Annotated in this window: 18 protein-coding genes and 1 pseudogene; 8 read left to right on the forward strand and 11 right to left on the reverse strand. The window is 50.7% G+C overall.

Annotated features, from left to right (window positions below; all coding sequences use genetic code 11):
- The first annotated feature begins 8 nt into the window (after positions 1-8).
- The 3 genes from lon to CWE11_RS09105 all read left to right on the forward strand — a co-directional run bounded on the left by lon (position 9) and on the right by CWE11_RS09105 (position 4,913).
- Positions 9-2,369, forward strand: coding sequence for an endopeptidase La (gene lon / locus CWE11_RS09095; RefSeq protein ID WP_126777306.1), 2,361 nt, complete (start codon positions 9-11; stop codon positions 2,367-2,369).
- A gap of 268 nt (positions 2,370-2,637) precedes the next feature.
- On the forward strand, positions 2,638-2,910 hold the full coding sequence (gene hupB, locus CWE11_RS09100) for a nucleoid-associated protein HU-beta (RefSeq protein ID WP_126777307.1): 273 nt from the start codon (positions 2,638-2,640) through the stop codon (positions 2,908-2,910).
- 137 nt (positions 2,911-3,047) lie between these two features.
- Positions 3,048-4,913: a SurA N-terminal domain-containing protein gene (locus tag CWE11_RS09105; protein WP_126777308.1), complete on the forward strand. Its 1,866-nt coding sequence runs from the start codon at positions 3,048-3,050 to the stop codon at positions 4,911-4,913.
- 137 nt (positions 4,914-5,050) lie between these two features.
- On the opposite strand, the gene CWE11_RS09110 is transcribed toward CWE11_RS09105, so the two are convergent.
- Genes CWE11_RS09110 through CWE11_RS09135 form a run of 6 tightly spaced genes read right to left on the reverse strand, consistent with a single transcriptional unit; the run spans position 5,051 to position 12,088 of the window.
- Complete coding sequence (locus tag CWE11_RS09110) at positions 5,051-6,805, reverse strand: BatD family protein (protein ID WP_126777309.1); 1,755 nt, start codon at positions 6,803-6,805, stop codon at positions 5,051-5,053.
- Positions 6,806-8,629, reverse strand: a complete 1,824-nt coding sequence (locus CWE11_RS09115) for a tetratricopeptide repeat protein (RefSeq protein WP_126777310.1) — start codon at positions 8,627-8,629, stop codon at positions 6,806-6,808. It lies immediately after the preceding gene.
- Positions 8,620-9,636 (reverse strand): VWA domain-containing protein, encoded by a 1,017-nt coding sequence (locus tag CWE11_RS09120; RefSeq protein WP_126777311.1) that lies wholly within the window; start codon positions 9,634-9,636, stop codon positions 8,620-8,622. Before CWE11_RS09120 ends, CWE11_RS09115 begins: the two co-directional genes overlap by 10 nt.
- Positions 9,629-10,108, reverse strand: coding sequence for a DUF4381 domain-containing protein (locus CWE11_RS09125; RefSeq protein WP_157981335.1), 480 nt, complete (start codon positions 10,106-10,108; stop codon positions 9,629-9,631). The genes CWE11_RS09120 and CWE11_RS09125 overlap by 8 nt, the downstream gene beginning before the upstream one ends.
- Entirely contained in the window at positions 10,105-11,076 is a 972-nt protein-coding gene (locus CWE11_RS09130; RefSeq protein ID WP_126777313.1) for a DUF58 domain-containing protein, read from the reverse strand. The genes CWE11_RS09125 and CWE11_RS09130 overlap by 4 nt, the downstream gene beginning before the upstream one ends.
- Before the next feature lie 52 nt (positions 11,077-11,128).
- Positions 11,129-12,088: an AAA family ATPase gene (locus CWE11_RS09135; protein WP_126777314.1), complete on the reverse strand. Its 960-nt coding sequence runs from the start codon at positions 12,086-12,088 to the stop codon at positions 11,129-11,131.
- Between the two features lie 239 nt (positions 12,089-12,327).
- Between CWE11_RS09135 and fadI the strand changes: the two genes are divergently transcribed.
- Positions 12,328-13,641, forward strand: a complete 1,314-nt coding sequence (gene fadI, locus CWE11_RS09140; RefSeq protein ID WP_126777326.1) for an acetyl-CoA C-acyltransferase FadI — start codon at positions 12,328-12,330, stop codon at positions 13,639-13,641.
- Positions 13,641-15,770 (forward strand): fatty acid oxidation complex subunit alpha FadJ, encoded by a 2,130-nt coding sequence (gene fadJ / locus CWE11_RS09145; RefSeq protein WP_126777315.1) that lies wholly within the window; start codon positions 13,641-13,643, stop codon positions 15,768-15,770. The genes fadI and fadJ overlap by 1 nt, the downstream gene beginning before the upstream one ends.
- A 344-nt stretch (positions 15,771-16,114) precedes the next feature.
- Here the strand turns inward: fadJ and CWE11_RS09150 are convergent, their stop codons facing one another.
- The 4 genes from CWE11_RS09150 to nadK all read right to left on the reverse strand — a co-directional run bounded on the left by CWE11_RS09150 (position 16,115) and on the right by nadK (position 22,090).
- A complete protein-coding gene (locus CWE11_RS09150; RefSeq protein ID WP_126777316.1) occupies positions 16,115-18,847 on the reverse strand; it encodes an insulinase family protein in 2,733 nt (910 codons plus the stop codon).
- An 89-nt stretch (positions 18,848-18,936) separates the two neighbouring features.
- Positions 18,937-19,284, reverse strand: coding sequence for an outer membrane protein assembly factor BamE (locus tag CWE11_RS09155; RefSeq protein WP_126777317.1), 348 nt, complete (start codon positions 19,282-19,284; stop codon positions 18,937-18,939).
- 130 nt (positions 19,285-19,414) lie between these two features.
- Positions 19,415-21,097, reverse strand: coding sequence for a DNA repair protein RecN (gene recN / locus CWE11_RS09160; RefSeq protein ID WP_126777318.1), 1,683 nt, complete (start codon positions 21,095-21,097; stop codon positions 19,415-19,417).
- Between the two features lie 96 nt (positions 21,098-21,193).
- A complete protein-coding gene (gene nadK / locus CWE11_RS09165; RefSeq protein WP_126777319.1) occupies positions 21,194-22,090 on the reverse strand; it encodes an NAD(+) kinase in 897 nt (298 codons plus the stop codon).
- A 178-nt stretch (positions 22,091-22,268) separates the two neighbouring features.
- Here nadK and grpE point away from each other — a divergent pair, with 178 nt between their 5' ends.
- The 3 genes from grpE to dnaJ all read left to right on the forward strand — a co-directional run bounded on the left by grpE (position 22,269) and on the right by dnaJ (position 26,131).
- Entirely contained in the window at positions 22,269-22,889 is a 621-nt protein-coding gene (gene grpE / locus CWE11_RS09170) for a nucleotide exchange factor GrpE (protein ID WP_126777320.1), read from the forward strand.
- Positions 22,890-22,976: 87 nt separating this feature from the next.
- Positions 22,977-24,896: a molecular chaperone DnaK gene (gene dnaK, locus CWE11_RS09175; protein ID WP_126777321.1), complete on the forward strand. Its 1,920-nt coding sequence runs from the start codon at positions 22,977-22,979 to the stop codon at positions 24,894-24,896.
- Between the two features lie 86 nt (positions 24,897-24,982).
- Complete coding sequence (dnaJ, locus tag CWE11_RS09180) at positions 24,983-26,131, forward strand: molecular chaperone DnaJ (RefSeq protein WP_126777322.1); 1,149 nt, start codon at positions 24,983-24,985, stop codon at positions 26,129-26,131.
- 146 nt (positions 26,132-26,277) lie between these two features.
- On the opposite strand, the pseudogene CWE11_RS12265 reads toward dnaJ, so the two are convergent.
- Positions 26,278-26,393: pseudogene (locus CWE11_RS12265) on the reverse strand (IS30 family transposase); the annotation flags it as partial.

A 26,393-nucleotide genomic window follows, 5' to 3' on the forward strand; every position in this document is an offset into this window, starting at 1 on the left:
GATCAGAGATGACAGAAGCGAGCGGTCAACGTCAAGGGATGCCGGTCTTACCATTACGTGATGTGGTAGTCTATCCGCATATGGTGATTCCGCTTTTCGTGGGACGGGAGAAATCCATTCGCTGCCTTGATGCAGCGATGAACGACAATAAAGAAATTTTTCTTGTGGCACAAAAAGATGCCTCAGTGGAAGAACCGGCAGCAGACGACATCTACGAAGTCGGTGCGATTGCAACGATCCTTCAGCTTCTCAAACTGCCCGATGGCACCGTTAAAGTCCTCGTTGAGGGGACCCAGCGGGCGCGCGTGAAAGCGTGGAATCCTGAGGGTGAGTTTTTCCGTGCAGATGTTGAGGCGCTTGTGAGCGACGGCATCGAAGAGCGCGAAGAAGAGGTGTTGGTGCGTTCAGCACTCAATCAATTTGAAGGCTATGTAAAGCTCAATAAGAAAACTCCGCCTGAAGTGCTCACGTCCTTAAATGGGATTGACGATGCGGATCGTTTAGCAGACACCATGGCGGCGCATATGCCGTTGAAATTAGCCGACAAGCAACGAGTTCTTGAGATCGTAAGTGTTCAGGAGCGCCTCGAGCATTTGATGGCGCTTATGGAAGGCGAGATTGATATTCTGCAGGTCGAGCGCAAGATTCGTAATCGCGTCAAACAGCAAATGGAAAAGAGTCAACGCGAGTACTACTTGAATGAGCAGATGAAAGCCATTCAAAAGGAGCTCGGAGAGGGCGAAGACGGTGTTGACGAGTTTGAGGCGCTGGCTAAGAAGATTGACGAAGCTGAGATGCCGAAGGAAGCGTACGACAAGGCGAAATCTGAGCTCCAAAAACTGCGAATGATGTCGCCGATGTCTGCAGAAGCGACCGTTGTTCGCAGCTATATTGAATGGATTACAGGCGTACCGTGGAAGAAGAAATCACGGGTGAAGAAAGATTTGGCGGACGCTGAGAAAATCCTCAATGAAGATCATTATGGCCTTGAAAAAGTGAAAGAACGCATTCTTGACTACTTGGCGGTTCAGCAGCGAAGTAAGAAAGTCCGTGGTCCGATCCTATGTCTTGTTGGACCGCCTGGAGTCGGAAAGACTTCCTTGGGACAGTCGATTGCGAAGGCGACGGGTCGTAAGTATGTCCGCATGGCCCTCGGGGGCGTGCGGGACGAAGCCGAAATTCGAGGCCACCGTCGGACCTACATTGGTTCGATGCCGGGCAAATTAATGCAAAAGATGGCTAAGGTCGGTGTCCGTAATCCACTCTTTCTCCTTGATGAAATCGATAAGATGTCATCGGATATGCGAGGTGACCCCTCGTCCGCACTGCTTGAGGTTCTCGATCCCGAACAGAACAGTAGTTTTAATGATCACTACTTGGAGGTCGATTACGATCTGTCCGACATTATGTTTGTAGCGACTTCAAACAGTATGAATATTCCAGCGCCCTTGCTGGATCGGATGGAAGTGATTCGCCTTTCGGGCTACACCGAGGATGAGAAACTCAATATTGCGAAGCGTCACTTACTGACCAAGCAAATGGAACGCAATGGGTTGCGAAAAGGGGAGCTAGAGATTGCCGACGATGCGATTCTCGGAATCATCCGATATTACACACGTGAGGCCGGTGTTCGTAACTTGGAACGCGAGATATCTACTTTATGTCGTAAATCGGTTCGCCGAATCTTACTTGATAAGAAGCTCAAAAAGGTTCAAATCAATGCAGAGAATCTCGAGGACTTTCTCGGTGTTCGTCGCCACGATTTCGGAAAAGCAGAAGAAGAGAATCAAATTGGGCAGGTGACAGGCCTTGCGTGGACTCAAGTGGGCGGCGACTTGCTGACGATTGAAGCCACAAGTGTTCCAGGAAAAGGAAAAGTGGTTTGCACCGGCTCGCTCGGTGATGTGATGAAGGAATCCATTAGCACCGCGATGACGGTCGTTCGGAGCCGTGCGGAAAAGCTGGGTATTGCGGATGACTTTCATGAAAAGCGCGACGTGCATGTGCATGTTCCTGAAGGGGCAACCCCGAAAGATGGACCCAGTGCCGGGATTGCCATGGTGACCGCATTAGTTTCGTCTTTGACGGGTAATCCTGTTCGGGCCGATGTGGCCATGACCGGTGAAATTACCCTACGTGGTGAAGTGCTTGCCATCGGTGGTTTGAAGGAAAAATTACTAGCGGCACATCGCGGTGGCATCAAACGTGTCCTTATTCCGAAGGAGAATGAGCGCGATCTTAAGGAGATTGCGGCCAATGTGAAGGCGGATTTACAAATTTTTCCGGTGCAATGGATTGATGAAGTTCTTACGTTAGCACTGGCTGATGAGCCTTATAAGTCACCGAAAAATAAGAGAAAATCAAAATAAGCCAATGGTCGGGAGCCCCAGCTAAACGGGGCTTCCGGAAAAAATTGTTAATTTTTAACGAAAAAAGGCTTTTCAATAAAAATCACTGTGATAGCCTAGAGAAAGTCGCCCACGCCTTGTTGCTAAAGGCACACAGGGAATACGGGGTGCCTTGAAATAAGCATATTGGATGCTTGAACTAATGGTATAAGCTTGTTATAAACTTTGTTGGCCCATTTTTAAAATGGAACCACGGAACTCCATAATAACAATCTAAGGGGATGATACTGTGAACAAGTCTCAGCTAATTGACAAAATCGCAGCAGACGCAGAACTTTCCAAAGCAGCAGCAGGTCGTGCTCTGGACTCTTTTATCAGTGCAGTGACTGAAGCACTGAAGAATGATGACCAAGTTGCTCTGGTTGGATTTGGTACTTTCACCGTGCGTGAGCGCTCAGCGCGTACTGGTCGGAATCCACAAACTGGCCAAACAATTCAAATTTCAGCCGCTAAAGTACCTGCATTCAAAGCGGGTAAAGCACTGAAAGACGCGGTCAACTAAGAAGTTACCCATTCAGAAACGCCGCAATAGTGTGATATAATTTGCGGCGCGATGACTGTAGGAAGCGCATCGCCTGATGCGCTTTTTTCATGTCAAGGGTTTACATAACTGCGGTTAGTGTTGAAAAGAGATAAACCATGCTCGATAGGATTCGTGAAGGGGCGCAGGGCCCGGTTGTTAAGGTCATCCTGTTCCTAATTATTATTACATTCGCATTTACTGGTGTAAGCGCATATCTCGGCGGCGGTTCGTCAGATTACGTAGCTAAAGTAAATGATCAAGAAATCAGTCGTGCTGCATTCGAACGCCAATACCAAAATCAGCGTTCGATGATGGAGCAGCAGTTTGGTGACATGTTTAATCTGTTAGCGGCAGACGAAGATTATATGCGTCAACTTCGTCGTGACGTGCTTGAGGGCATGATTGAAGAGCAGCTAGCGGTTGAGCTTGCCGGCAAACTTGGTCTGAAGCAATCATCGGCTGCACTGCGTGAGCAAGTTCGACAGATGCCTGAGTTCCAAGTGGGGGGCCAGTTTGACAACAACCTGTACCTTCGGTTGTTGAATAATGCTGGTTTCACACCTGAAATGTTCCGTGACTATTTGCAGACCGAAATGAGCCGCGTGATGCTGTTACAAGGCGTCATGGGTTCTGAATTTGCACTTCCGCATGAGATTGAGCGGATGCAAGTGTTACAGAATGAGCGCCGCTCTGGTCGTTTTGCAACGATTTCAGCTGCGCAATTTCTTGCAGATATTCAGGTTTCCGACGAGGACATCGAAAACTTCTATTTCGATAATCAAGATCGCTTCCGGCAAGAGGAACGGATTCGCTTGAACTACATTGAGCTGTCGTTCGCCGATGTCGTGGACTCTGTGGTCGTTGATGAGGATGAAGTCAGAGATTACTTTGAAAGCAATCCTGCGGCGTTTGCGACCACCGAAACTCGCTCGATTTCGCACATCCTTGTTGAGTTTGGTGATGATGAAGACGCAGCCCTTGCGCGTATTCAAAACATTCAAACGCGTCTTAATGACGGCGAAGACTTTGCTGATCTTGCGGCAGCAGAGTCGGACGATATTTTCAGTGGTGAAGATGGTGGTGATTTAGGTCGCCTAGAAGCGGGTATGTTGGATCCAGACCTTGAAGAGGCTGGCTTCGCCCTGTCAGCTGAAGGTGATGTTTCTGATATCGTTCGCTCAGAATTTGGCTTCCATTTGGTGAAGTTGACTGAGTTGGTTCCTGCTCAGCGCAGCGAGTTTGCCGATGTCGCGGATGACATTCGTCGAAATTTAGCGCAGGCCGAAGCCGAGCGGCTTTATTTTGAGAAGCAGCAAACGCTTGCTCGGATGGCATTTGAAATTCCAGACACGCTTGATGTAGCAGCAGAAGAGCTTGGCTTGGAAATTCAAACATCGCCTTGGATTCGTCGTGATCAAGCACCTGAAGGCTATGATGATCCCCGCCTTCTCGCAGAAGCTTTTTCTGATGACGTCCGTGAGATGGGCATGAACAGTGAGCTTGTCGAGCTAAATCAGCGGTCGATTGTTGTCCGTGCACAAGATTACCAAGCTGCTCGTGTCCGTGATTTAGCGGAAGTGCGTGGTGACATTGAAGCTTATCTGGCTGAGCAACAAGCTGAGGCGCAAGCTGCAGATTACGCTCAACAGCTTCTGGCGCAACTTTTGGCTGGTGAATCGATTGAAGGCGAAGCGGTTGAGTTCCGTACCATTGAATCAACGCCTCGTTTTGGTGGCGAGCTGCCGGGCTCTGTTCGACAAGAGCTATTTCGCATGGCACTAACCGATCAAGCATATGCGACAGTGACTTTGAGTAATGGGGACGCTGCGATTGTTCAACTGACGGACGTCACTCCAGGAGCCGTCGATGCAGCCGAGCGTGAGCGCTTTGGTCGTCAGATCGAGGGGCAACGCGCTGAGCTAGCGTATCGCGCGCTGATGGAAGGGCTGAAAGCGCAAGCGAAGATCGAGCGTCGCCTGTAAGGTTTAGTTACATTGCTGAATCAATGAGCGTGGTAAAAATAAAAACCGAACTCTATGGAGTTCGGTTTTTTTATGGGTATTAATCGTGGCACGCCACGTGGTAATTCTAGCCGCATAAAACAGGTTCGAAGGTCCAGTTACTCCGGATACAAGGGTGGGACGCCGTCTTCACCTGCTTGTTGGCGTGTGAGGTGCAGGGAAGTCAGATGCTCCCACAATGCTTTCCCTTCATTCCAGGACGTGTCGACGGGGTTAAACAACGAACTCTCAAGGCGTTCCAAAAGCGCGGTCAGCTCCGCTGAGGGTACTGCGGTGCCAATCATCGGCAAGGAAGTCGCAGGGCGTCCCGTACGAGCGTAGTGCCATTCGCGCAAAGCCTGGGCACAAGCATTCGCATCATTTTTTCTGCAGGCACTTTTGATCGCTTGGAGCGCAGCTCGCGCGCCTTCAGGTGTTTGTGGCTGTGGGCGCTTTGAGCGTTGAGTCGTGTTAAGCCTATTGGCTCGAATAAACCAGAGTAATGTGCCGAGGGTCGCGAACCACATGATAAATAAAACCGCGGCGAGGATCTGCCAGTGGGAAGTGCTATGCTCGGCCGGGCGGACTTCATCTGCGGATTCTGCGCTTGATGGAGCGGATGGCCGGTGTGATTCGAGCGCTTCAACGTCCATACTGCCTGGAGGCAGCACCCCGCCGGGGGGAGCGATAACCCGAACGGTGCGTTCTGGAAGCTCTGCGTATTCCAGCTGATCCTTTTGAACATTCCACCAGGGAACCCGAATGGCTGGAATTACAAACTCGCCAGCTTGTGCTGGAATCAGCGCTGTCGTGTAAGTGACCCGTGCGACGGGTTGTCCGCGTAACATGCGCGTATCGGTCTGCCCTCGATCAGGATAGGTACGTATTTCGGCAGGATAATCAAAGGTAAGGTCCGGGAGTTGTTCACGTCGGACGCCGGCTGCGGTGAGGGTGATGGTGCGGGTGATGGGTTCGCCCATGGTCCAGAGGCTCTCACTGGGATCCCATTGCTCTTCAAGCATCACAAATTCACTTGGCAACCAAGCGCCTTCAAACGCATCGGGACGGGAGCGAACTTCGACCGTGATCGCCTCACCGAGTGCTCGGACACTCTCCAGTCGGCCAAAGGTAGTAAAGCTCCCACTCGGAATAATACGTGCCATGCCCTCGAATCGAACCGGTTCAATGGTGAAGGTCCCACTTCGGCGGGGCGTGAGAAGATATGTTCGGGTGAGTACCTGATAGCGGCGGCCCTCGACAATATCTTGAGACTGCCGATCTTGCCCGAGTTGCTCAACATGAAAGTGCTCTAGTTCAGGAAGTTCTAGACTTCCACTCTCGATAGCAGCAGCCATAAACAACCGCACGGTTAAGCGAACCTGTTGCTGAACATACGGCCGTTCTGATTCGATCTCGGTTTTCAGAAAATAGTCTGCTTGCTCACCGTCCGTCTCTTGTCGTGGGATGACTTCAAAGTCTATGGGTTGCGTGCGGACACCATTTACGGTGAGAGACGGAATTTGATAGTTGCCAACAGCAGGAGCCGTTAAGGTAACGCGCCACTCGGTGGTATGTTGGGATTCGTTATTGACGATTCGCGATGACGAGTTGACCGAGGTTCCGCGAATGCGAAAGTCTCTAAGAAATTGCTCAGGCTGGAATGCAGTGTTTGGCAGCCGCTGATTCGCTGAAACAATGAGGGTAAAGGTTTCATACTCGAGAACTGGATTTGCGCTCAGCGTTACCTGAATTTCCAGTCCACCTGTGTCTGCGTAAGCGAACTGCACGAAAAGCAGACTGGCGATAAGGTACATCCAGATCGAGCGCGCGCGTGGCTGTTTAAAATATGACCGAAAAGTGAGCCCGGACGTCATTTAGAATCCTCGAGGTGGTGGTTGTGTCTGATTTCGCCGGCGTTGCGCTTCGCGCTGCAGGCGATTCCGTAGGATAAGTGCAGGGTCCTCATCGACTCTGCGTAAAAGTTGATTGAGTTCATCTAACTCCTCTTGCGTTCGTTCAAGGCGTTCGGGAGCCTCCTGATACACCTGGTTGTCGCCATTTTCCTCACGCGACTCGTCCGCTGTGTCTTCCTCTTGATTGGCACCCTCGTGATCATCGCTTGGGGTTTCACTGGGGCTATCGAAGTCCTCAGACCCGCTCTCTGACCTTCTTTCATCTTCAGTCGAACCGTCATTGGCAGCGTCGGAGTCATTGCTCGCATCGGTTTCACCGGTGTGTTCGTCATTGTCATCGTCCTGGGATGCATCATCGCCTTGCGGTTGCTGATCACGAAGCGCCTTAATAAGGGTGTAGTTGTCTTGCGCCTCTTGCCAATCCGGACGTTTACTTAGGGCTTGTTGGTATGCGTCCAACGCGGCATCAAACTCACCGAGTTGAGCAAGAGCATTGCCCTGATTGAAACGCGCATGCGCGCCAGGGAGCTCACTATAGAGTGCAGCCGCTTCAGCATATTGTCCCGCACGATAATGCGCCAACGCCCGGTGCTCCGCACTTTGATACACATCTGCAGCCGAAGCATAATCGCCGAACGTCTGTAGCCGTTGTGCTTGTTGGTCTCGGGTGAGGAACATCCGCTCGAGCCAAGACAACTGAGCTCGATTCACAGGGGATAGGTCCCCTGCCGGAGGCGCTGCGTGGCTGGTGGGGGACATGATGAGTGGGACGAATACAATGGGCAGCGCATATAAGACACCACGCCGAGCGGCGTATAACGCAAATGGAACAAGGAGCAGCGCAATCCAAGGCCCCAGGTCACGCCAAGCGTCTCCCTGTTCAAAAGCTTCGACAAAGTCTGTCTGATCACGTGCCGCGGCGGCAATGAGTTGCTCCACATCCTGATGATCTTGTGTGTATGTTTGATAACGTCCACCGGTTACACGGGTGATGGTTTGAAGATAATCTGGAATGAGCCGTGGAATGATAATTCTGCCCTGGGGATCACGGACCAGCTCACCATCGGCGCCGCGAATGGGCGCACCATCGGGGGTGCCCACTGCAAGTATATGAACACGCCAATTTTTGTCTCTCAGGTGGCGTCGAATATCGTCCATATCCCGTTGTTGAATGCCGCCAGTAAACCAAAAGATATCACCATCTCGATATCCTGCTGCTTGAAGCAGCCTGCTGGCTTCCTCAAAACCAAGTAATGGATAATTACCATCTGTGGGCATGACTTCCGGCTCGAGCACCGTCAGACTCTGCAGTATATTTCGGTTGTCTCGCGTAAGGGGCGTTACCGTAAACGCATCCCCAGCATAGGCGACGAGTCCAAGTTGCCCCTCGTGCATCCGATTCACTAAGTCCACGGCTTTGAATCGCAATCTCGTGTGTCGATCGGGGACCACGTCCTGGGCTCGCGTATCGATCGAGGCATCAAAGAGAAGAACAGCGCCGCGGTCTGTGGTAAACGTTGGAACATCAATTTTCTCCACGGCGGGGCCTGCGAGCGCGACAATGCAAATCATCACCGCGGTCAGCACGCTCAATGGTCGTGCCCACGCGTTGTGCTTACCTTGGATACGAACAAGGTGATGCGCTAAATGAGGGGCAATCACTTGTGTTGCCATGCGATCAGATTTTGCCCTGCGCCAGATCCAAGGCGACAAGATGAACAACGGGATCAGGGTGAGGAGCCAGAGCGGGCGCAACCAGTGAACTCCAAGGAAGGTTATTTCCATGATGCTCCTCCCTGAACTCGCTTTATGCTACTCGCAGATGTCAACGATAAGGCTATCCAACGACTCAGAAACAAGATGAACGCGAGGCTCAACGGGAAGTGAGCCAGACTGCGTTGAGGACGAATCGAGGCATCATCGCGAGCAATTGGCTCAAGACGGTCAATTAATGCATAGATCCGTTCCATTTCCTGTGTACTGCGCGCTCGGAAGTATTCGCCACCGGTTGCGCGGGCGACCTCATTTAAAAAGATCTCATCGAGGTCTACACTTGGGTTCAGTCGCCGTTCGCCAAAGATTCCACGCACCGTGACTTCGTCAGAGCCAATTCCGATAGTATGAATCTTTACATCGTGACTTCGGGCGAGCTCGATCGCTTGTTCTGCATTAATCTGCCCGGTGTTAATGGCGCCATCAGTCAGCATGAGAACAAGTCGGTTGGGGCTATCTCGTTCAATAAAGTAGCGAATGGACAGGGCTATCGCATCACCCAGGGCGGTTCGTTGACCCGCTAGGCCGATAAAAGCCTCCTCAGCCATGGTCGCAACGGTCTCTAAGTCCGAGGTAATCGGAACGTACACATGTGCCGAGTCTGCGTAAACAATTAAACCAATCCGGTCCCCTGTCCGGCGACGGATAAAGTCGGCGAGAATGCTGTGAGCGGCCTCGAGGCGAGTCACAGAGCGCCCATTCAACTCCATATCATCCATTTGCATACTGCCGGATAAATCCAGTGCAATCATGATCTCCCGCGCTTCAGGATTGATTGTAATGGGCTCCCCAACCCAGCGTGGCTGTGCGCAGGCAACGACTAACAGTGACCAAATGAGAGCGGGGATGATCCAACGACGCCACGGGGGAGTCCGTAGGACGGAGGCATCCGGGGCCGTATGACGGGCTTGAGGCATCCAGATCGCAGTTTGCATTCGTTTTACGCGCGGCGTCAGAAAACGAACGAGCAGCGGGAGAGGCAGTAGTACGAGTGCCCAAATGAGACCGAATTCAATCATTTAGACCACCTTTGAATTGGCCTCGATTTGCAGCCCACCAGCGCTGAAGTAGCGTCCGATATATGTTTGTGTGCTCGGTACCATGGGTTTGATAAAGATACGGTTCGACTTGGTGCATTTGTGCTGCAAAGTCTTCTTGCTCGGTGGCAGGCATGGTTTCGATCAAAAACTCGCACCACGCCGGACCCGAGAGATTTAAGGCCGGATGTTTTGGGGATAAGTAATGGATTGCACTCTTCACGACTAAGGTTAAGTCACTCATCTGGGATACCGGCTCCCGCAAAGTTGCGTCAACCCATAGAAGAGGACGCTCTTCCTTGCGTGCCCGTTTCCAGTGTTTGATCGCAAAGAAGACAGCCAGCGAGAGACCCAACAACAGCATCACGAGTAGTACCCACCAAGCTGGAGCCAGCGGAAATAAACCGATCGGCTCAGGCGCGACGATGTCATGAAGTGAATCGAGGGGATTCATCGACGCACCTCGTGCCATTGATCTGCGACAGGGTAGGCGGCTGAAATAGAGTGAGCCTGAAGACTCGCCCGGTGGAGTTGCTGAATTCGCTCGGCTCGCCATTGCTCTGCGCGTTTCTGCCACGCCTGTGCATAATGTGGGTTTGCAAGCTCCACCGAGTGAGGCTTCGTTCCATCGTACAATCGAACATGGCCTCGTTTATCTGACGGGAGTGCTAACTCCATCGGATCCTCAACGAGAATCGCGGTGACCGCATGATGACGTTTGAGTCCGCGCAGTAGGTCGATACTCTCCTCAGATAGCTCAGAGAAATCACTGATGATAACTACATCCGCACCCGGACGACATAAACGGTGAAGCCGCTGAAGCTGCGTGACAAAAGAGTCCCGTGGCTGGTGTTCCGAGAAATGCTGAGGGGTGGGAGGGTGCATTGCAACGAGTTGCTTGAGCAGCATGAGCGCTCCATGTTGTCGTCCTTGAGGTTTAAGCTCGTAATGTCCTCCGGCGTTGAATATCAACCCACCCACGCGATCTCCGCGTTGCACCCCATACCAAGTAATTCCTGCGGCAATATGCGCTGCTTGGACAGATTTGTAGAGAAATTGAGAACCGAACACCATGCTTTGCCCATAGTCTACGCATAAGAATAAAGGACGTTCCGTTTCTTCTCGAAAGAGTTTGGTATGGGTTTTTCCGGTCCGAGCTGTCACCCGCCAGTCGATCGCTCGGATATCGTCGCCTGGTTGATAATGACGTACCTCATCAAACTCCATACCGCGGCCTCGAAAGCGGCTCACCTTATGCCCACTCTGCATCACCGACCCCTGACGAATCGGGATGGGTAATGGTAAGGGTCGCCCGCGATAGCGCAACAGTTCAGGCATGCTAGGCTCTGCACCGTTGCTGCGGAGCACCGCCAGAGATAATTCTGAGGAGTTGGCCGCTGATGGTATTTGACGTTGTCTCATACAAATTCCTGACTTATCAATTCTCGGAGGTGTTACAAAAGCCCTCAACACGCTATGGAGCAGCAACAACCTCGAGAATTCGATCGATCACGTGATCGCGGGTAATTCCGTCCGCCTCAGCTTCGTAACTGAGGATAATCCGGTGACGAAGCACGTTATGCGCTAATGCGCTTATATCGCTCGGTGTTACAAATTCTCGATTTGCCAACCAAGCGCGTGCACGAGCACATCGATCGAGTGCAATTGTTGCGCGCGGACTCGCGCCAAAAGTCAGCCATTGAGCAAGTTCAGCATCGTATTTTTTAGGCTCTCGCGTCGCCATGATTAACGCGACAAGGTAGGCTTCGACAGCTGGATCCATATGCAAGCCCAAGAGCGCCTTGCGGGCCTCAAAAATAGTTGCCTGAGGTATCGGTGTGGCCATAGTCGATTCACCGCTAAGTCGCTCATTTCGGTTGAGGGCAAGAATGTGGCGCTCTGTGTTTGCATCGGGGTAGGTGAGCGTTAAATGGAGTAAAAATCGGTCTAACTGCGCTTCGGGGAGTGGATAGGTGCCCTCCTGCTCAATCGGGTTTTGCGTCGCCATGACGGTAAATAAAGCGGGCAATGGGTAGGTTGCGCGCCCAACGGTAATTTGTCGTTCGGCCATTGCTTCGAGCAGAGCCGATTGAACTTTTGCTGGAGCGCGGTTGATCTCGTCGGCAAGCACGAGATTATGGAAGAGCGGACCTTGCTGAAAAATAAATTCGCCGGTTTCTGGCCGATAAATATCGGTCCCCGTCAAATCCGCAGGGAGAAGATCGGGGGTGAATTGAACGCGATGAAAATTCCCTTCGATTCCCTTTGATAACGCCTGAACTGCGCGTGTCTTTGCAAGTCCGGGAGGGCCTTCGACTAACAGGTGCCCATCCGCAAGAATTGCGATGAGGAGATGCTGAACAAGCCCAGGTTGCCCTAAAACTTCGTGATTGAGATAGTCTTCTAATTGTTGAAATGCGACCGCTGCGGTCATATCGAACCTCACCTAAAAATCTCGCCCAAAGCGAATACATCCATAGAGCATGTAAAGCGAAAAACAGTTCCCAATACGTGCAGTTCGCTCTGAAAGTTTCTATCTTTGAAGAGTATCCAATTGAGACTCGAGATGCTACCGCAATGATTCCTCGTAGACAGTGGTTTTAATTCAAAGCGTTTATCAGTAGAATCGGGGAGTATTTTGTGGTCAGACCACTCCAACAGCAGGGGATTATTATGTCGGCTTCAGGACAAAGCTTACGCACACCGAAAGGCGACCGAATCGCTATTGTCGCGGGCTTGCGGACACCGTTTGCAAAACAAGCCACCTTTTTTCATGGCGTGCCAGCACTTGATATGGGTGCAATGGTGGTACAGGACTTAATCCAAAAGACTGGGCTCGACCCTGATTTGGTTGAGCAACTTGTGTTTGGACAAGTCGTCCAGATGCCAGAGGCACCGAATATCGCACGGGAGATAGTCCTCGCAACCAGTCTTCCTGTGAAGACCGACGCGTACAGTGTGAGTCGCGCATGTGCTACGAGCTTCCAGTCCGCAGTTAATGTTGCTGAATCGATGCTTGCGGGAACAATCGAAATCGGAATTGCCGGGGGCGCAGACTCCTCGTCGGTCCTTCCGATTGGCGTCTCGAAAACCCTCGCGCGCGCACTCGTCGACTTAAATAAGGCTCGAACGCTCGGACAGCGACTTGCCATTTTAAAGCGTCTGCGCTTCCGTCATCTTATGCCGGTTCCGCCTGCGGTGGCAGAATACTCAACGGGTTTGTCGATGGGACAAACGGCAGAACAAATGGCAAAGTCCCATGGGATTTCGCGCGAGGACCAAGATAAGTTGGCGCACCGGTCTCACCAACTTGCGCACCAAGCATGGGAACAAGGGCTGCTGACCGATGAAGTAATGACTGCGCATGTCCCACCATTCAAAGCGTATCTTGAGCGAGATAATAACATTCGTGAGAATTCAGAATTGGCTGGATATGCTAAGTTGCGGCCAGTATTTGATCGCAGGCATGGAACTGTCACCGCAGCAAATGCGACACCACTAACAGATGGCGCCGCGGCTATTCTTATGATGACCGAAAGCCGTGCGAAAGCATTGGGTTACCAGCCGCTTGGATACATTCGCAGTTATGCGTTTAGTGCCATTGATGTCATGGAAGATATGCTGATGGGGCCGTCTTATGCAACGCCACTTGCACTTGATCGGGCGGGAATGAAGTTGAGCGATTTGGACCTTATTGACATGCATGAGGCGTTTGCAGCCCAAACCCTAGCGAATGTCAAAATGTTTGCCAGCCAGAAGTTTGCAGAAGAAAAGCTAAATCGAACCGAAGCGATTGGTGAGATTGATGAAAGCAAATTCAACGTGTTGGGCGGCTCAATTGCGTATGGGCATCCGTTTGCTGCGACTGGGGCGCGGATGTTGACGCAGACGCTCCGTGAATTGCAAAGACGCGGTGGAGGCACCGCATTGACGACTGCCTGTGCTGCGGGTGGACTTGGCGCCGCTGTCATCTTGGAGACTGAATAATGAATAAAGCTAAAAGTGCATTCTCACTCGATATCCGAGAGGACGGTATTGGGGTGGTAACGATTGATGTCCCTGGCGAGAGCATGAACACCTTAAAAGCAACCTTCGCCGATGAAGTGGCGGATCTGATGGAGCGTGTTGAATCCAGTGAGGCACTCAAAGGACTTGTTTTTATCAGTGGCAAACCGAGTTCGTTTGTTGCAGGTGCAGACATTCGTATGATCAGTGAATGTGAAACAGCAGCCGACGCGGAGAGTTTGGCTCGTCAAGGGCAGGCACTTTTTGACCGCCTTGAAGCGCTGCAGATTCCTGTCGTTGCAGCAATTCATGGGCCTGCGCTTGGTGGTGGTTTGGAACTGGCTTTAGCCTGCCATAAGCGGGTAGTAAGTGATTCGCCGAAAACCGTCCTTGGACTCCCTGAAGTGCAGCTAGGGCTGCTTCCGGGCTCAGGCGGAACACAGCGGCTGCCGCGGTTGGTGGGCATTCAACAAGGACTGACGTTGATGCTGACCGGTAAGCAATTACGGCCTAAGCAGGCGTTAAAGCTTGGCCTCGTTGATGAAATTGTACCCCAGAGCATTTTGCTGGAAGCCGCAGTAAAGCAGGCGCTTGCTGGAAAACCGAAAGCGCGCAAACCGAAACTTAACTTGGTCGGAAAAGTTCTCGAGGGCCCCTTAAGTTCGGTGCTTTATTCAAAAGCACGCGAGCAAGCTCAGAAGAAAGCGAAAGGAAATTACCCAGCAATTGATAAAATTATTGATACGGTAAAACACGGCATGACCAAAGGCATGCAAGCGGGACTTGAATATGAAGCACGCTGTTTTGGTGAATTGGCCATGTCACCGGAATCCTATCAATTGCGCAATATCTTCTTCGCGACGACTGAGATTAAAAAGGAAACTGGCGCATCAGGAACACAGCCTAAAAAGGTCAAGAAAGCGGCCGTTCTTGGTGGTGGCTTGATGGGTGGGGGAATTGCCCATGTCACGATTAACAAGGCGAAGATTCCTGTCCGCCTCAAAGATATCAACCATGAGGGGATTAAGAACGCGTTGGCGTACCACAACAAGTTACTGCAACCAAAGTTGAAGCGAAAAATAATGCGCCCTACCGAGGTGCAGAAAGAGTTGTTGATGTTATCAGGGACCCTTGATTACAGCGGCTTTAAGGATGCAGATATTGTTGTTGAAGCGGTCTTCGAAGATTTGGACCTGAAGCAAAAGATGGTTTCGGATGTTGAAGCGAACGCGGCATCGCACACTATTTTTGCAACCAACACCAGCTCGTTACCGATTACGAAGATTGCTGCAAAGGCTGCACGTCCAGACCAAGTGATCGGTTTGCATTATTTCTCACCGGTCGAAAAGATGCCCTTGGCAGAAATCATCACCCATCCAGGCACGTCCGATGGGACAATCGCAACCACAGTGGAGTTCGCCAAGAAACAGGGCAAAACACCGATCGTTGTGAAAGATGGGGCTGGCTTCTACGTGAATCGAATTCTGGCGCCCTATATGAATGAGGCCGCGCGTCTCCTTCTCGCCGGTGAGCCAATTGAAACATTGGACAAGACCTTGGTGCAGTTTGGTTTTCCAGTGGGTCCAGTCACGCTGTTGGATGAAGTCGGAATTGACGTGGCGGCAAAGGTTGCCCCAATTCTTGCGGATGAGTTAGGAGCCCGATTTAGAGCCCCCGATGCGTTCAGCAAATTGCTAGATGATGGGCGCAAGGGACGTAAATCGAAAAAGGGGTTTTATCGTTACGACGCCAAAGCAAGTGGTAAGCAAGTTGACAAGTCGGTTTATGAGTTATTTGGGATTTCGCCAGCAAACAAATTACCGGCAGATGAAATTGCTGAGCGATGCGTCCTGCCGATGCTCAATGAGGCAGCGTGGTGTCTTCAAGAGGAGATTATTCGTTCGCCTCGTGATGGAGATATTGGTGCGATCTTTGGCATTGGTTTCCCACCATTCCGTGGCGGACCGTTCCGCTACATGGATAGCTTAGGCATTGCTCATGTGGTGGAGCGCCTCGAGCACTTTGCGAAAACCGAAGGTGATCGATTTAAGCCATGCGCTTTACTCCTCGATATGGCGTCTGAAGGGCGGTCGTTTTACCCAAAAGGTTGATTTTATAGAGCCGTTGTAATGCTGAGTTAAGACCGAATGGAGCGCTGATACGTCAATAAAGTGTTGCGATCAGCGCTTTTTTTATAACACCTGCAAACCTGAATATGTGACGCGCTTTTGTTACGATTACAGATATCAGATTGATTCGATGTGGGGCATGTTGTGCTGGTATTCTTCTTGCTCAGTTTGGTGTTTGCCGTGTTTTTCTACATCCAAGCTTGGAAGTTTGGAATGGGTCGCCGGCGGTGGGCATTCTTCGGGCTGTTGCTCGGTCCGTTCCTTTTCCCGATGTTTAGAACACATCAGCGGATGTTAATCATGAAAGCGAGAGGATTTCACGGAACTTACTTCTCGGCTTGATTCACTGAGCGCAGGACCATGCTGCTCGCTTCGCTTAGCAGTCTACTCTCAATGAACGTGGGGAATGCTTCACGTTGTAATTGTTGTACTTCTGCGATGACTTGCTCTGCCAATCCAAATTCGCCTTGGTTGTTGATAATGGAGCTCCATGCTCGTTGCGCCCGTGCTCGAAGCCCTACAGCGCGCTCCGATAAATGACTCATTACGGATTGTTTGGCTTGTAGCCAGGTCTCCTCGTCTAAATTTTCAATATTCTTCATGAAATCATCAATAAAATCTGACATCGCCTGATGAATTTCGTTGGAAGAATAATGCGGACTTTGGACATAGCACAACAAACCGGGCAATCCGTGCATCGGAACATAGCTCGATCCCACGAGATATCCTAATTGTCGTTCGGTGCGAAGTTGGTTAAAGAATTGCGGCGAAAACAACTGATTTAAGACGAGGAAATTCGCCTTTTCTTTAAGTTGCGTGGTTTGCCCTTGGAAAAACCATGCACATGCTGCGTCAGCATGGGCACTGACAAACGGAACGTCTGCGCACCCGCGTTCGAGCCGTGTCACATGGCGCGCAACCCGAGACTTTGGCATGGCTTCTACAGGGAAGTTACTCGCGATCCAATGGGCAAGTTCGATCGATGTAGTCGCTTCGATATCGCCGATTGTCAGTAAAAGCGCTTGTGCGTCGCGCAACATACCCGGCAACAGATTGAGATAATGCTCGTAGTCCAGATCGCGAATACTTTCGGCTAGTTGCTGAGCGGTGTAGGACCCTTTTTGTAACCTATGGTGCAGGAGAGAAAACAAGTAGTTGATCGGCTTGTGTTGATGCATCGCCCGCCAGTTACGACACATGTGATCTCGCGTGGTGTAAAACTGCTCGGCACTGGGTCGTAAGGTAGCTAGGGTGGTCAATAAATCACGCAAGAGCGTTGGTTGACGATCAGAAAATCCAGCAACGTGGAGGGTAATTCCAGAACCCTGTGCGTATAGATTAAAGTGAATACCAGCGACTTCGGCATCGTAGAAGCGTTCATTCAAAGCATCTTGACCTAGCTCACACCAGAGCCTGCTGATGGCATGATTCCGGACACTCGCGTTTGCTAAAGGAAGCTGTAGTGATAAGTACACGTGTGCATGAGGGGCTGCGCTTGTACATTCTTGCCGATGCCATAGTTGAACACCCGGGGCTTGATTGTAATATTCGGGTGCTCGATCTTCGCTTAAATCACCACGAAACGGTAACGGCTCAACACGCTTTGGAATGTAAGGGTTGGGCGCTGGAATTGAAAACTTGGTTTGCGCTAGATCTTTTTGAAACAACTCAATCTGCTCGACCCGTAACGGGCTCACGCTGTACTCGGCATGATAATACTGCGTTCGTTTGCTGACCGGGACACTCTGATGAATCACTGTGACGCGTGCGCGTTCCGGTGTCATTTTTTCCAAAATCCCAGCGGCGAAGGACCGATTAAGACCATCCATTCGATAATCACCACTGACCACGTGGATAGGATCATAATGCAGCATGTTGATTGCAAGCTGCGATGCAAAATCCACTGGACGAATACTCTCCGGAAACCGGTAGGCAAGCGCAAGCATCTGTTGACGCTCTTGATACAATTCATCAACCAAGCCCTTTTGAGCAATGGTGCGGATAAACTGAAAACAGGCTTGCAAAATCGTATCAATTCGCATCATGCCGGCATCGGTGAGCTGCATGTTGAGGGTGAAATCTTTAAAGTTGTAGCCACTCATCCCCCCACCGGCACTCAGCTCGGTAATCAGCAGCTGATCGCGAAGCCAGAAGCACAAACTTCCAGGCGACTCATGCCCGAGTAAATGAGCAATGAATGACGTCGTTTTGTGCATGTAGTCATGATTAATCCCCGGTAATGGGAAGGTTACAATGAGGCGATTCGCTTGCTTGATCGGGCGAACGTAGATGACTTGCCCATGATCGCTCTCGTTGTACATTGGCACATCCGGGAGGGATGGGCGTTGAGGCGAGGGAAGCATGGCAAATTCATCAAAATACGCATGCGCAAGTTTCTCAAGATCTATTAGAGATTGAGGGCCGGTGAGCACCAGTGTGCTGTTGCGTGGACAATAGTGCTGAATATAGAAATCTTTTAGACGGTCCCGGATCGCGCGATCCGGTTGGTCTGCGAGCGTTTCCGCATTGCCTACAGAAAACTTGGCAAAAGGGTGTGACGAATTTGCCGTTGCTTTGTGCACCTCATACAAACGCCGCAGCTCATCCTTTTGCTTCAATCGGTATTCGGCTTCAATCGATTGGCGTTCTTTCTCAACCCAGTCTAGATCAAAGCGGGGCTCGCGGATAAGGGAGCTGAATCGATCGAGCCCTTCGGCAAAGGCGGAAGGTTGCACAGAAAAGTAGTAATTACTGTGTTCTGTTCCGGTCCATGCGTTGTAGTGGCCTGAGTTCTGTTGAATGAACTGACCGAAGGATTCAGGGGCTGGCCAACGCTCAGAACCCAAGAACAGCATGTGTTCTAAAAAGTGGGCAATACCTGGTGCATCGTCCGGATCATGAAAATGACCTGCATTGACTGCGAATGCAGCCGCGCTCTGTTGCGCTTCAGGCATATGGACGAGTAGTACGGGAAAGTGCCCCTGCAACCAGATCCATTTGTATTCATGGGGGTCGTGGGGGCTTGATTCTGGTATGAAATCAGTGCGTGCTTGTGTCATGGTCTCTCAGTCAATGCCTCTGTATGCGCTGACCGGCAGACGTGCCTGCACGCACGTGGACGATGCCAGTCCAGACCCGTGAGAAAAACTTAATTCTCTAGGGGAGTGTAAAAGGCTTCAGGAACCTCAAAATCCCCAGAGAGCCGCGCAACGGTTCCATATTCGAAGTGAACTGTGAGGTTTCGCTGATAAATCGAACCGCGACCTGGCTTCAGATGGTAGACGTAATGCCAATCATCCGCGCGGAAAGCATTTTCAGAAACAGGCGATCCCAACACGTAGCGAACTTGTTCTTTGCTCATGCCAATGCGAAGCCGATCAACATCCTGCTGTTCTATATAGTTTCCTTGGGGTATATCAATTTTATAAACCAAAGGATCAAAAACCGCACAGGCCGAAAGGAGCAACGCGAAAGCAAAAGCTGTGATTATTCTCATAGTAAAACCGCAATTCTCAGAGTAAGGGCTAAATCTTAGCGTAAAAGACCCCTCGGACACCAGTCGCCCGAGGTGAATATTGGTCTTTCCTTTCAATGAAAAGTTCCATTGTTGTACCGAGTGCTTGGATTTAGCCTGCTAGCAACTCACGCGCATTCGCTAAGGTATGTTCAGTAATGGTATCTCCTCCAAGAAGCCGAGCAAGTTCTTCGATACGATGTGACTCGCTGAGTGCTTCCATTGAGGTGATGGTTTGACCGTTCTGTTTTTGTTTTCGGACAAACATCTGCTGATGGGCGCGCGCAGCGACTTGCGGCAGATGCGTGACACATAGCACTTGATTGTGCTTGCCGAGCGAACGTAAAAGCTTGCCAACTGTCGCAGCAGTTGGACCACTCACACCGACGTCAACTTCGTCGAAAATCAGGGTAGGGAGGTTTCCTTGGCCCGCAGTTAAAACCTGAATTGCCAAACTGATACGGGAAAGCTCACCTCCGGATGCAACTTTATTGATGGGCTGTAATGGCTGACCGGCATTCGCGCTTACCACAAATTGGATGTGATCAATGCCCGACGCACTTTGATGTTGTTCTGCATGAGTCTCAATACGCACTTCAAATTCGCCATCCGGGATATTGAGTGCATGAAGGCTTTCGGTCACTGCCTGAGCAAGCGATTTTGCTGACGCTCTGCGACTTTGTGAAAGCGTATCTGCCGCGCTCAGGAATACATCCCATGCTTTCTGAATGTCAGGTGTGAGACTTTCCAGCCGATTTTCGGACTGCGTAATTCCATCCAACTCTGCTTTTAACGCTTGGTGCACTTCAGTCAATTTATCCGGGTCGACCTGATGTTTTTTGGCAAGCTGCATCATGGCGTGAAGCCGTTTCTCTGTCTCCGCTAATTGGGCCGGATCTAGCTCAACAGAATCTTGATAGTGACGCAGTTCGTGGACTGCCTCTTCCACTTGCACGCTCGCTGACTCGAGTAACTCAACAATCGGCTGCAAATGGGCATCTAAAGAGACGCTATCTTCTAGGCGCTGTTTAACGCTTTGTATCAGACTATATGCATTATTGTGTTCGCTATCGTATAAAGAACCTAGGCTAAATTGCGCATCTTCGAGCAAGGTCGATGCATTTGCTAAACGACGATACTCATCATCTAACTGTTGATACTCACCTTCGAGCGGGGCGAATTCGTCAAGCTCGGTCACTTGATATTCAAGCAATTGGCGGCGTGCATTTTCCTGTGCGACACGGGACTGCAGCTCTTTCTGCTCGCGCTTTAATTGGCGCCATGTGGAGTAAGCGACTCGAGTTTTTTCGAGAGCGTCCGAGTGACCTGCATATTGGTCGAGCAGCGTCAGCTGATATTCAGGCTTCATGAGAAGATGATGATCGTGTTGGCCATGAAGGCTGACAAGCATATTCCCGAGTTCTTTTAGCAAATTAACTGGGACCAGAATGCCGTTAATAAATGCTTTTGAACGGCCTTCGGCAGAGAGCGTGCGCCGCACAATGCAGTTATCCTCGTCCGATTCGGCATCATCGAGGGCTAAGTCTCTCGATTCAAGCCATGCCATGACATCTGGGAGTTGTTGGACTCGGAAGCTTGCGATCACTTCTGCTTTGCTTGCGCCAGGTCGAACCATACCGCTCTCAGCCCGCGCACCGAGACACAAACTCAATGCGTCCAACGCGATCGATTTACCTGCCCCGGTTTCACCCGTGATGGCAGTCATGCCCGATTTAAAATCAATAATTAAATGGTCGACAATGGCGAACTGACGGATGTCGAGTTGAGTCAGCATGAGGTGCCTCCAGCGAATTAAATGTAAACACTGTCTATCTATACAGTAAATATACAGTGTTTATCCAGTAGCGCAAGAGGGTGGTTAAAAAATAGCTTAGAACAGCCGACTGCCCCAATTCAGTTTGTTCCGAAGCACATGGTAATAATTGTAGTGAAGCGGATGAATGAGTTTGAGTTGGTGAGGTTGGCGCCGAATAATCACTTCACATCCAGGATGGACGGGAAGCTGAATATGGCCATCACAACTGATGTGCAAAGGTTGCTCGTCAGGTGCAATACGGATTTTAATTTCGCTGCTGCCCGGAACCACAATCGGTCGGCTACTCAAAGAGTGCGGGAACATGGGAACCAAGGTGATCGCATCGAGCTCTGGCGTCAGAATGGGTCCACCGGCGGACAACGAATAAGCAGTCGAACCGGTTGGTGTGGCGATAATGAGCCCATCGGAACGTTGGCTAAACACGAATTGGCCATCGACATTGACTTCAAACTCGAGCATGTGTGCGACTTGATCGGAGTGGAGCACTACTTCATTCATTGCGTTCGCTTGCGCTTGGACTTCGTTGTCTCGAACAATAGTGGCATCGAGCAAGAATCGATACTCGGTCCGATACTCCCCGGAGAGAACCGCAAGAATTTGGTTGACTGCATCATCGGGAGAAATGTCGGTGAGAAAACCAAGGTTTCCTCGATTCACACCAATTACGTGAACATTGTATAAGCTTAAGGTGCGCGCAGCACCCAACATTCGGCCATCGCCTCCAATGACGATTGCTACATCCGCTTGTGAGCCTAAAGCGTCAAGCGAGCACCGAGTAATGTCCGGGTGTTCAGCACATTCCGGTGCGTTCTCTTCAAGTAGAAGTTGATAACCCGACTCGGTCAGGGCATTGAGCAGTGCATGGAGCGTTTCTGATGCGGAGGTCGATTCGTTTCGACACAGCAAACCGATCACCGAGAAATTGGACGTTGTTGTGTTGGTGTGACTCATGCAGCGCTCCGGATACCGGCGAATGTCTCAAAACTACGGAGTTTAAGCAGAGAGATCAAGAGCGCAAAACCTGAAATTTATTCTTGAATTAAAAAAACCAGTCCCCATATCCCTTCCAGCACACAAATCAGTTGATATTTGGAGGCGAGGCCTCCTGATTGAGCAAATGGAGTATGGCATGAGCGAGCAACGCCCAGCAGACGAACACGTTGAACCAAGCGAGCAAAAGCAACCCCATGAAGGGGAAGCGGAAGCACTCGATTCGGAAACCGAAGGAGAGGATACAATCGCAAGTGAAGCGACCGAAGAAAGCGCTGGTATTACCGAGCTAGAGCGCAAACTGACCATTCTTGCGCACGAGCTTGCGCAAGAAAAAGAGAAAGGCCTGCGGATTGCAGCTGACGCTGAAAATGTGAAGCGTCGGGCAACGTTAGAAGCGGAGAAAGCCCGGAACTTTGCGATTGAGAAGTTTGCTGGTGAATTGCTCTCGGTGATCGATAACCTTGAGCGGGCACTGCAGTCCATTGATAAGAATGATGCAGCTCAGGCGACGATTGCAGAGGGAATTGAGATGACCCACAAGAGCTTCTTAAGCACGATCGAGAAGTTTGGAATGGAAGTCATTGATCCGCAAGGACAGCCTTTTAATCCTCAGCATCATGAGGCGATGGGGATGCAAGAACATGCGGAACTCCCACCGAATACCGTGCTGTATGTGATGCAAAAAGGTTATTTGCTAAACGGACGTTTATTGCGCCCAGCAATGGTTATGGTCACCCGCGCAGCGGCGACGGAATAAAGACCACATTATTTCTATTGAAATCGTTTAGGGCTGTCCCCATATCCAAGACATCCCGGTAACAAATTGAAAGGTTCGGAGAAAGACATGGGTAAGATTATTGGTATCGACCTCGGCACGACAAATTCATGTGTTGCAATCATGGACGGCGACAAGGCCCGCGTTATTGAAAATGCGGAAGGTGATCGCACAACGCCGTCGATTGTTGCGTTCGCTGAAGATGGAGAAGTTCTGGTTGGCGCGCCAGCAAAACGGCAGGCAGTGACCAACCCACGTAACACGCTTTTCGCAATCAAGCGTCTGATTGGACGTCGATTTGAAGACGAAGAAGTGCAGCGCGATATCGGCATTATGCCATTTGGTATTGTTAAGGCCGACAACGGTGATGCATGGGTTGAGGTGAAAGGTGAGAAGAAAGCTCCACCACAAATCTCAGCTGAAGTCTTGAAGAAGATGAAAAAGACCGCGGAAGACTACCTTGGCGAAAAAGTCACCGAGGCGGTCATCACAGTTCCTGCATATTTTAACGATGCACAGCGTCAAGCCACGAAAGATGCTGGGCGCATTGCTGGGCTGGAAGTGAAGCGGATTATTAACGAGCCGACCGCTGCAGCACTTGCCTACGGCATGGATCGCAAGAAAGGCGACAATGTCATTGCGGTGTATGATCTTGGTGGTGGAACGTTCGATATTTCCATCATTGAGATTGATGAAGTTGACGGTGAACACACCTTTGAGGTTCTGGCAACCAATGGTGATACCCACCTTGGTGGAGAGGACTTCGATAACCGTGTAATCAACTACCTCGTTGAGCAGTTCCAGAAAGACCAAGGCATTGACCTGCGTAAAGATCCATTGGCAATGCAGCGTTTGAAAGAAGCTGGCGAGAAAGCCAAGATCGAGCTTTCTTCTGCGCAACAAACAGAAGTAAACCTGCCGTACATCACAGCAGATGCGAGCGGTCCAAAGCATATGGCGATCAAACTGACGCGCTCAAAGCTTGAGTCGTTGGTTGAAGATATGGTGAAGAAAACTTTAGAACCTGTGAAGCAAGCACTTTCTGATGCCGGTTTGAAAGTGAGCGACGTGAACGACATTATTCTCGTCGGTGGTCAAACACGGATGCCAAAAGTACAACAGGTTGTGACGGATTTCTTTGGCAAAGAACCACGCAAAGATGTGAACCCAGATGAAGCTGTTGCAATCGGTGCTGCGGTTCAGGCTGGTGTTCTACAGGGTGACGTGAAAGACGTGCTCTTGTTAGACGTCTGTCCGTTGTCGCTCGGAATCGAGACGATGGGTGGCGTGATGACCTCGTTGATTGAGAAGAACACCACCATTCCAACGAAGAAGTCGCAAACGTTCTCGACGGCTGAAGACAATCAGTCAGCGGTTACAATTCACGTCTTGCAAGGTGAGCGGAAGCGGTCATCGGATAATAAGTCGCTGGGTCAGTTTAACCTCGAGGGAATTCGTCCGGCAGCTCGCGGTATTCCGCAGATCGAAGTGACGTTCGATATCGATGCGGATGGTATCTTGCACGTCTCTGCAAAAGACAAAGATACAGGCAAAGAACAGAAAATCACCATCAAAGCATCGTCTGGCCTGAATGATGATGAGATCGAGCGCATGGTTCGGGATGCAGAGGCTCATGCTGAAGAAGACAAAAAGTTTGAAGAAATGGTGCAGGCTCGTAATCAAGCGGATGCGCTGATCCACGCAACGAAGAAGCAGGTGGAAGAGGCAGGTGAAGCATTGCCTGCGGACGACAAGTCTGCGATCGAGGGAGCGATCAGTGAACTTGAAGATGCTATCAAAGCAAGTGACAAAGAGGCGATCGAAGCCAAGTCACAAGCGCTGATGGAGAAGTCTCAGAAGTTGATGGAGATTGCGCAACAACAAGCACAGCAGCAGCAAGCAAGCGGACAAGAAAATGCCGCGAGTGATGCAGCAGACGATGTTGTAGATGCTGAGTTTGAAGAAGTGAAAGACGACGAGAAGAAGTAAGTCGTTCTCACTGAAATGCAACACGGGCGTACTCCACTGGAGCGCCCGTGTATGCGTCTAAATTAAGAGCAAGAGTATGGGGACCTATGGCGAAGACTGACTACTACGATGTCCTTGGGGTAAGCAAAGGGGCTGACGAACGCGAGATTAAAAAAGCGTACAAAAAGTTAGCAATGAAATATCACCCGGACCGCACCAAGGGAGATAAAGAGCTCGAGACCAAATTTAAAGAGGTCAAAGAGGCTTACGAAGTATTGAGTGATCCGCAGAAACGCCAAATGTACGACCAATATGGGCACGATGCGTTCGATCAAGCGCGCGGTGGTGCCGGTGCCGGCGGTTTCGGTGGCGCTGATTTCTCCGATATTTTTGGTGACGTTTTTGGCGATATCTTTGGTGGCGGACGCCGTGGTGGTGGTCGTCGGGCGCAGCGTGGCGCCGATCTTCGTTACGATTTAGAGCTAACTCTTGAAGAAGCGGTTCGCGGAAAAACCGTTGATCTTAAAATCCCGCGACTAAGCACCTGTGATGATTGCGATGGCACTGGATCCGCTGACAATTCAGCACCGAAAACCTGCGACTACTGTCAAGGCGCTGGACAGATTCAAATGCGTCAGGGTTTCTTTGCGGTGCAGCAGGCCTGTCCGAAGTGTCATGGACGTGGCACGGTTATCGCAAATCCATGTCGCAGCTGCCATGGTCAGGGGCGTGTTGAGAAAACCAAAACGTTGAATGTTAAAATTCCGGCGGGTGTGGATACCGGGGATCGGGTACGCTTGTCAGGCGAAGGAGAGGCCGGAGAGCATGGCGCACCGAGTGGCGATTTGTATGTTCAGGTGCGTGTTCGTGAACACCCTATCTTCAAGCGTGATGGCAACAATCTCTACTGTGAAGTTCCGGTAAGCTTTACCCATGCTGCACTCGGTGGCGAAGTAGAAGTGCCGACCCTCGATGGTCGGGTCAAGTTGAAAATTCCAGCGGAGACACAAACCGGACGGATGTTCCGACTCCGGGGTAAGGGTGTAAAGTCAGTTCGTTCAGGGGTGGTCGGCGATCTCGTGTGTAAAGCCGTGATCGAAACTCCGGTGAATTTGTCTGCCAAGCAAAAAGCACTTCTGAAAGAGTTTGAAGACTCGATGGGGAGTGGCGATGAGGCGGCCCGTTATCGGCCGAAAGAGCGCGGTTTTTTCGATGGAGTGAAGAAGTTCTTTGATGATCTGACGGGTAGCAACTAGCGACGCATCAGCATCAAAGTCTGAGAATATAAAAGGCCAGTTGGAGCGATCCTCTGGCCTTTTTATGGCTATGTGCGCCGCAGTTTTCAGCGCAAATATGACGGACCACATTGGGGTCTTCAGACAAAATTGATGCCTAGATTCAATTAATAACTGCAACACTCGCTCTGCGCGTACTGCAATTGCTCTTTAAAAATTACATCTGGTTGCTTAAACCCTAATATCTTACGCGGCCTGAGATTTATACGCTGTTGTATTTTGG

The organism is Aliidiomarina sanyensis, from assembly GCF_003987175.1.
Lineage (GTDB): Bacteria > Pseudomonadota > Gammaproteobacteria > Enterobacterales > Alteromonadaceae > Aliidiomarina > Aliidiomarina sanyensis.

Bases quoted from the DNA above. Each gene is read 5' to 3' on its own strand.
- CWE11_RS09125 (WP_157981335.1), bottom strand. From the start codon at position 10,108: ATGAATCCCCTCGATTCACTTCATGACATCGTCGCGCCTGAGCCGATC.
- CWE11_RS09150 (WP_126777316.1), bottom strand. From the start codon at position 18,847: ATGACACAAGCACGCACTGATTTCATACCAGAATCAAGCCCCCACGAC.
- CWE11_RS09110 (WP_126777309.1), bottom strand. From the start codon at position 6,805: ATGACGTCCGGGCTCACTTTTCGGTCATATTTTAAACAGCCACGCGCG.
- recN (WP_126777318.1), bottom strand. From the start codon at position 21,097: ATGCTGACTCAACTCGACATCCGTCAGTTCGCCATTGTCGACCATTTA.
- fadI (WP_126777326.1), top strand. From the start codon at position 12,328: ATGTCGGCTTCAGGACAAAGCTTACGCACACCGAAAGGCGACCGAATC.
- CWE11_RS09120 (WP_126777311.1), bottom strand. From the start codon at position 9,636: ATGATTGAATTCGGTCTCATTTGGGCACTCGTACTACTGCCTCTCCCG.
- dnaK (WP_126777321.1), top strand. From the start codon at position 22,977: ATGGGTAAGATTATTGGTATCGACCTCGGCACGACAAATTCATGTGTT.
- nadK (WP_126777319.1), bottom strand. From the start codon at position 22,090: ATGAGTCACACCAACACAACAACGTCCAATTTCTCGGTGATCGGTTTG.
- grpE (WP_126777320.1), top strand. From the start codon at position 22,269: ATGAGCGAGCAACGCCCAGCAGACGAACACGTTGAACCAAGCGAGCAA.
- lon (WP_126777306.1), top strand. From the start codon at position 9: ATGACAGAAGCGAGCGGTCAACGTCAAGGGATGCCGGTCTTACCATTA.
- dnaJ (WP_126777322.1), top strand. From the start codon at position 24,983: ATGGCGAAGACTGACTACTACGATGTCCTTGGGGTAAGCAAAGGGGCT.
- CWE11_RS09130 (WP_126777313.1), bottom strand. From the start codon at position 11,076: ATGAGACAACGTCAAATACCATCAGCGGCCAACTCCTCAGAATTATCT.
- CWE11_RS09105 (WP_126777308.1), top strand. From the start codon at position 3,048: ATGCTCGATAGGATTCGTGAAGGGGCGCAGGGCCCGGTTGTTAAGGTC.
- CWE11_RS09155 (WP_126777317.1), bottom strand. From the start codon at position 19,284: ATGAGAATAATCACAGCTTTTGCTTTCGCGTTGCTCCTTTCGGCCTGT.
- CWE11_RS09135 (WP_126777314.1), bottom strand. From the start codon at position 12,088: ATGACCGCAGCGGTCGCATTTCAACAATTAGAAGACTATCTCAATCAC.
- CWE11_RS09115 (WP_126777310.1), bottom strand. From the start codon at position 8,629: ATGGAAATAACCTTCCTTGGAGTTCACTGGTTGCGCCCGCTCTGGCTC.
- fadJ (WP_126777315.1), top strand. From the start codon at position 13,641: ATGAATAAAGCTAAAAGTGCATTCTCACTCGATATCCGAGAGGACGGT.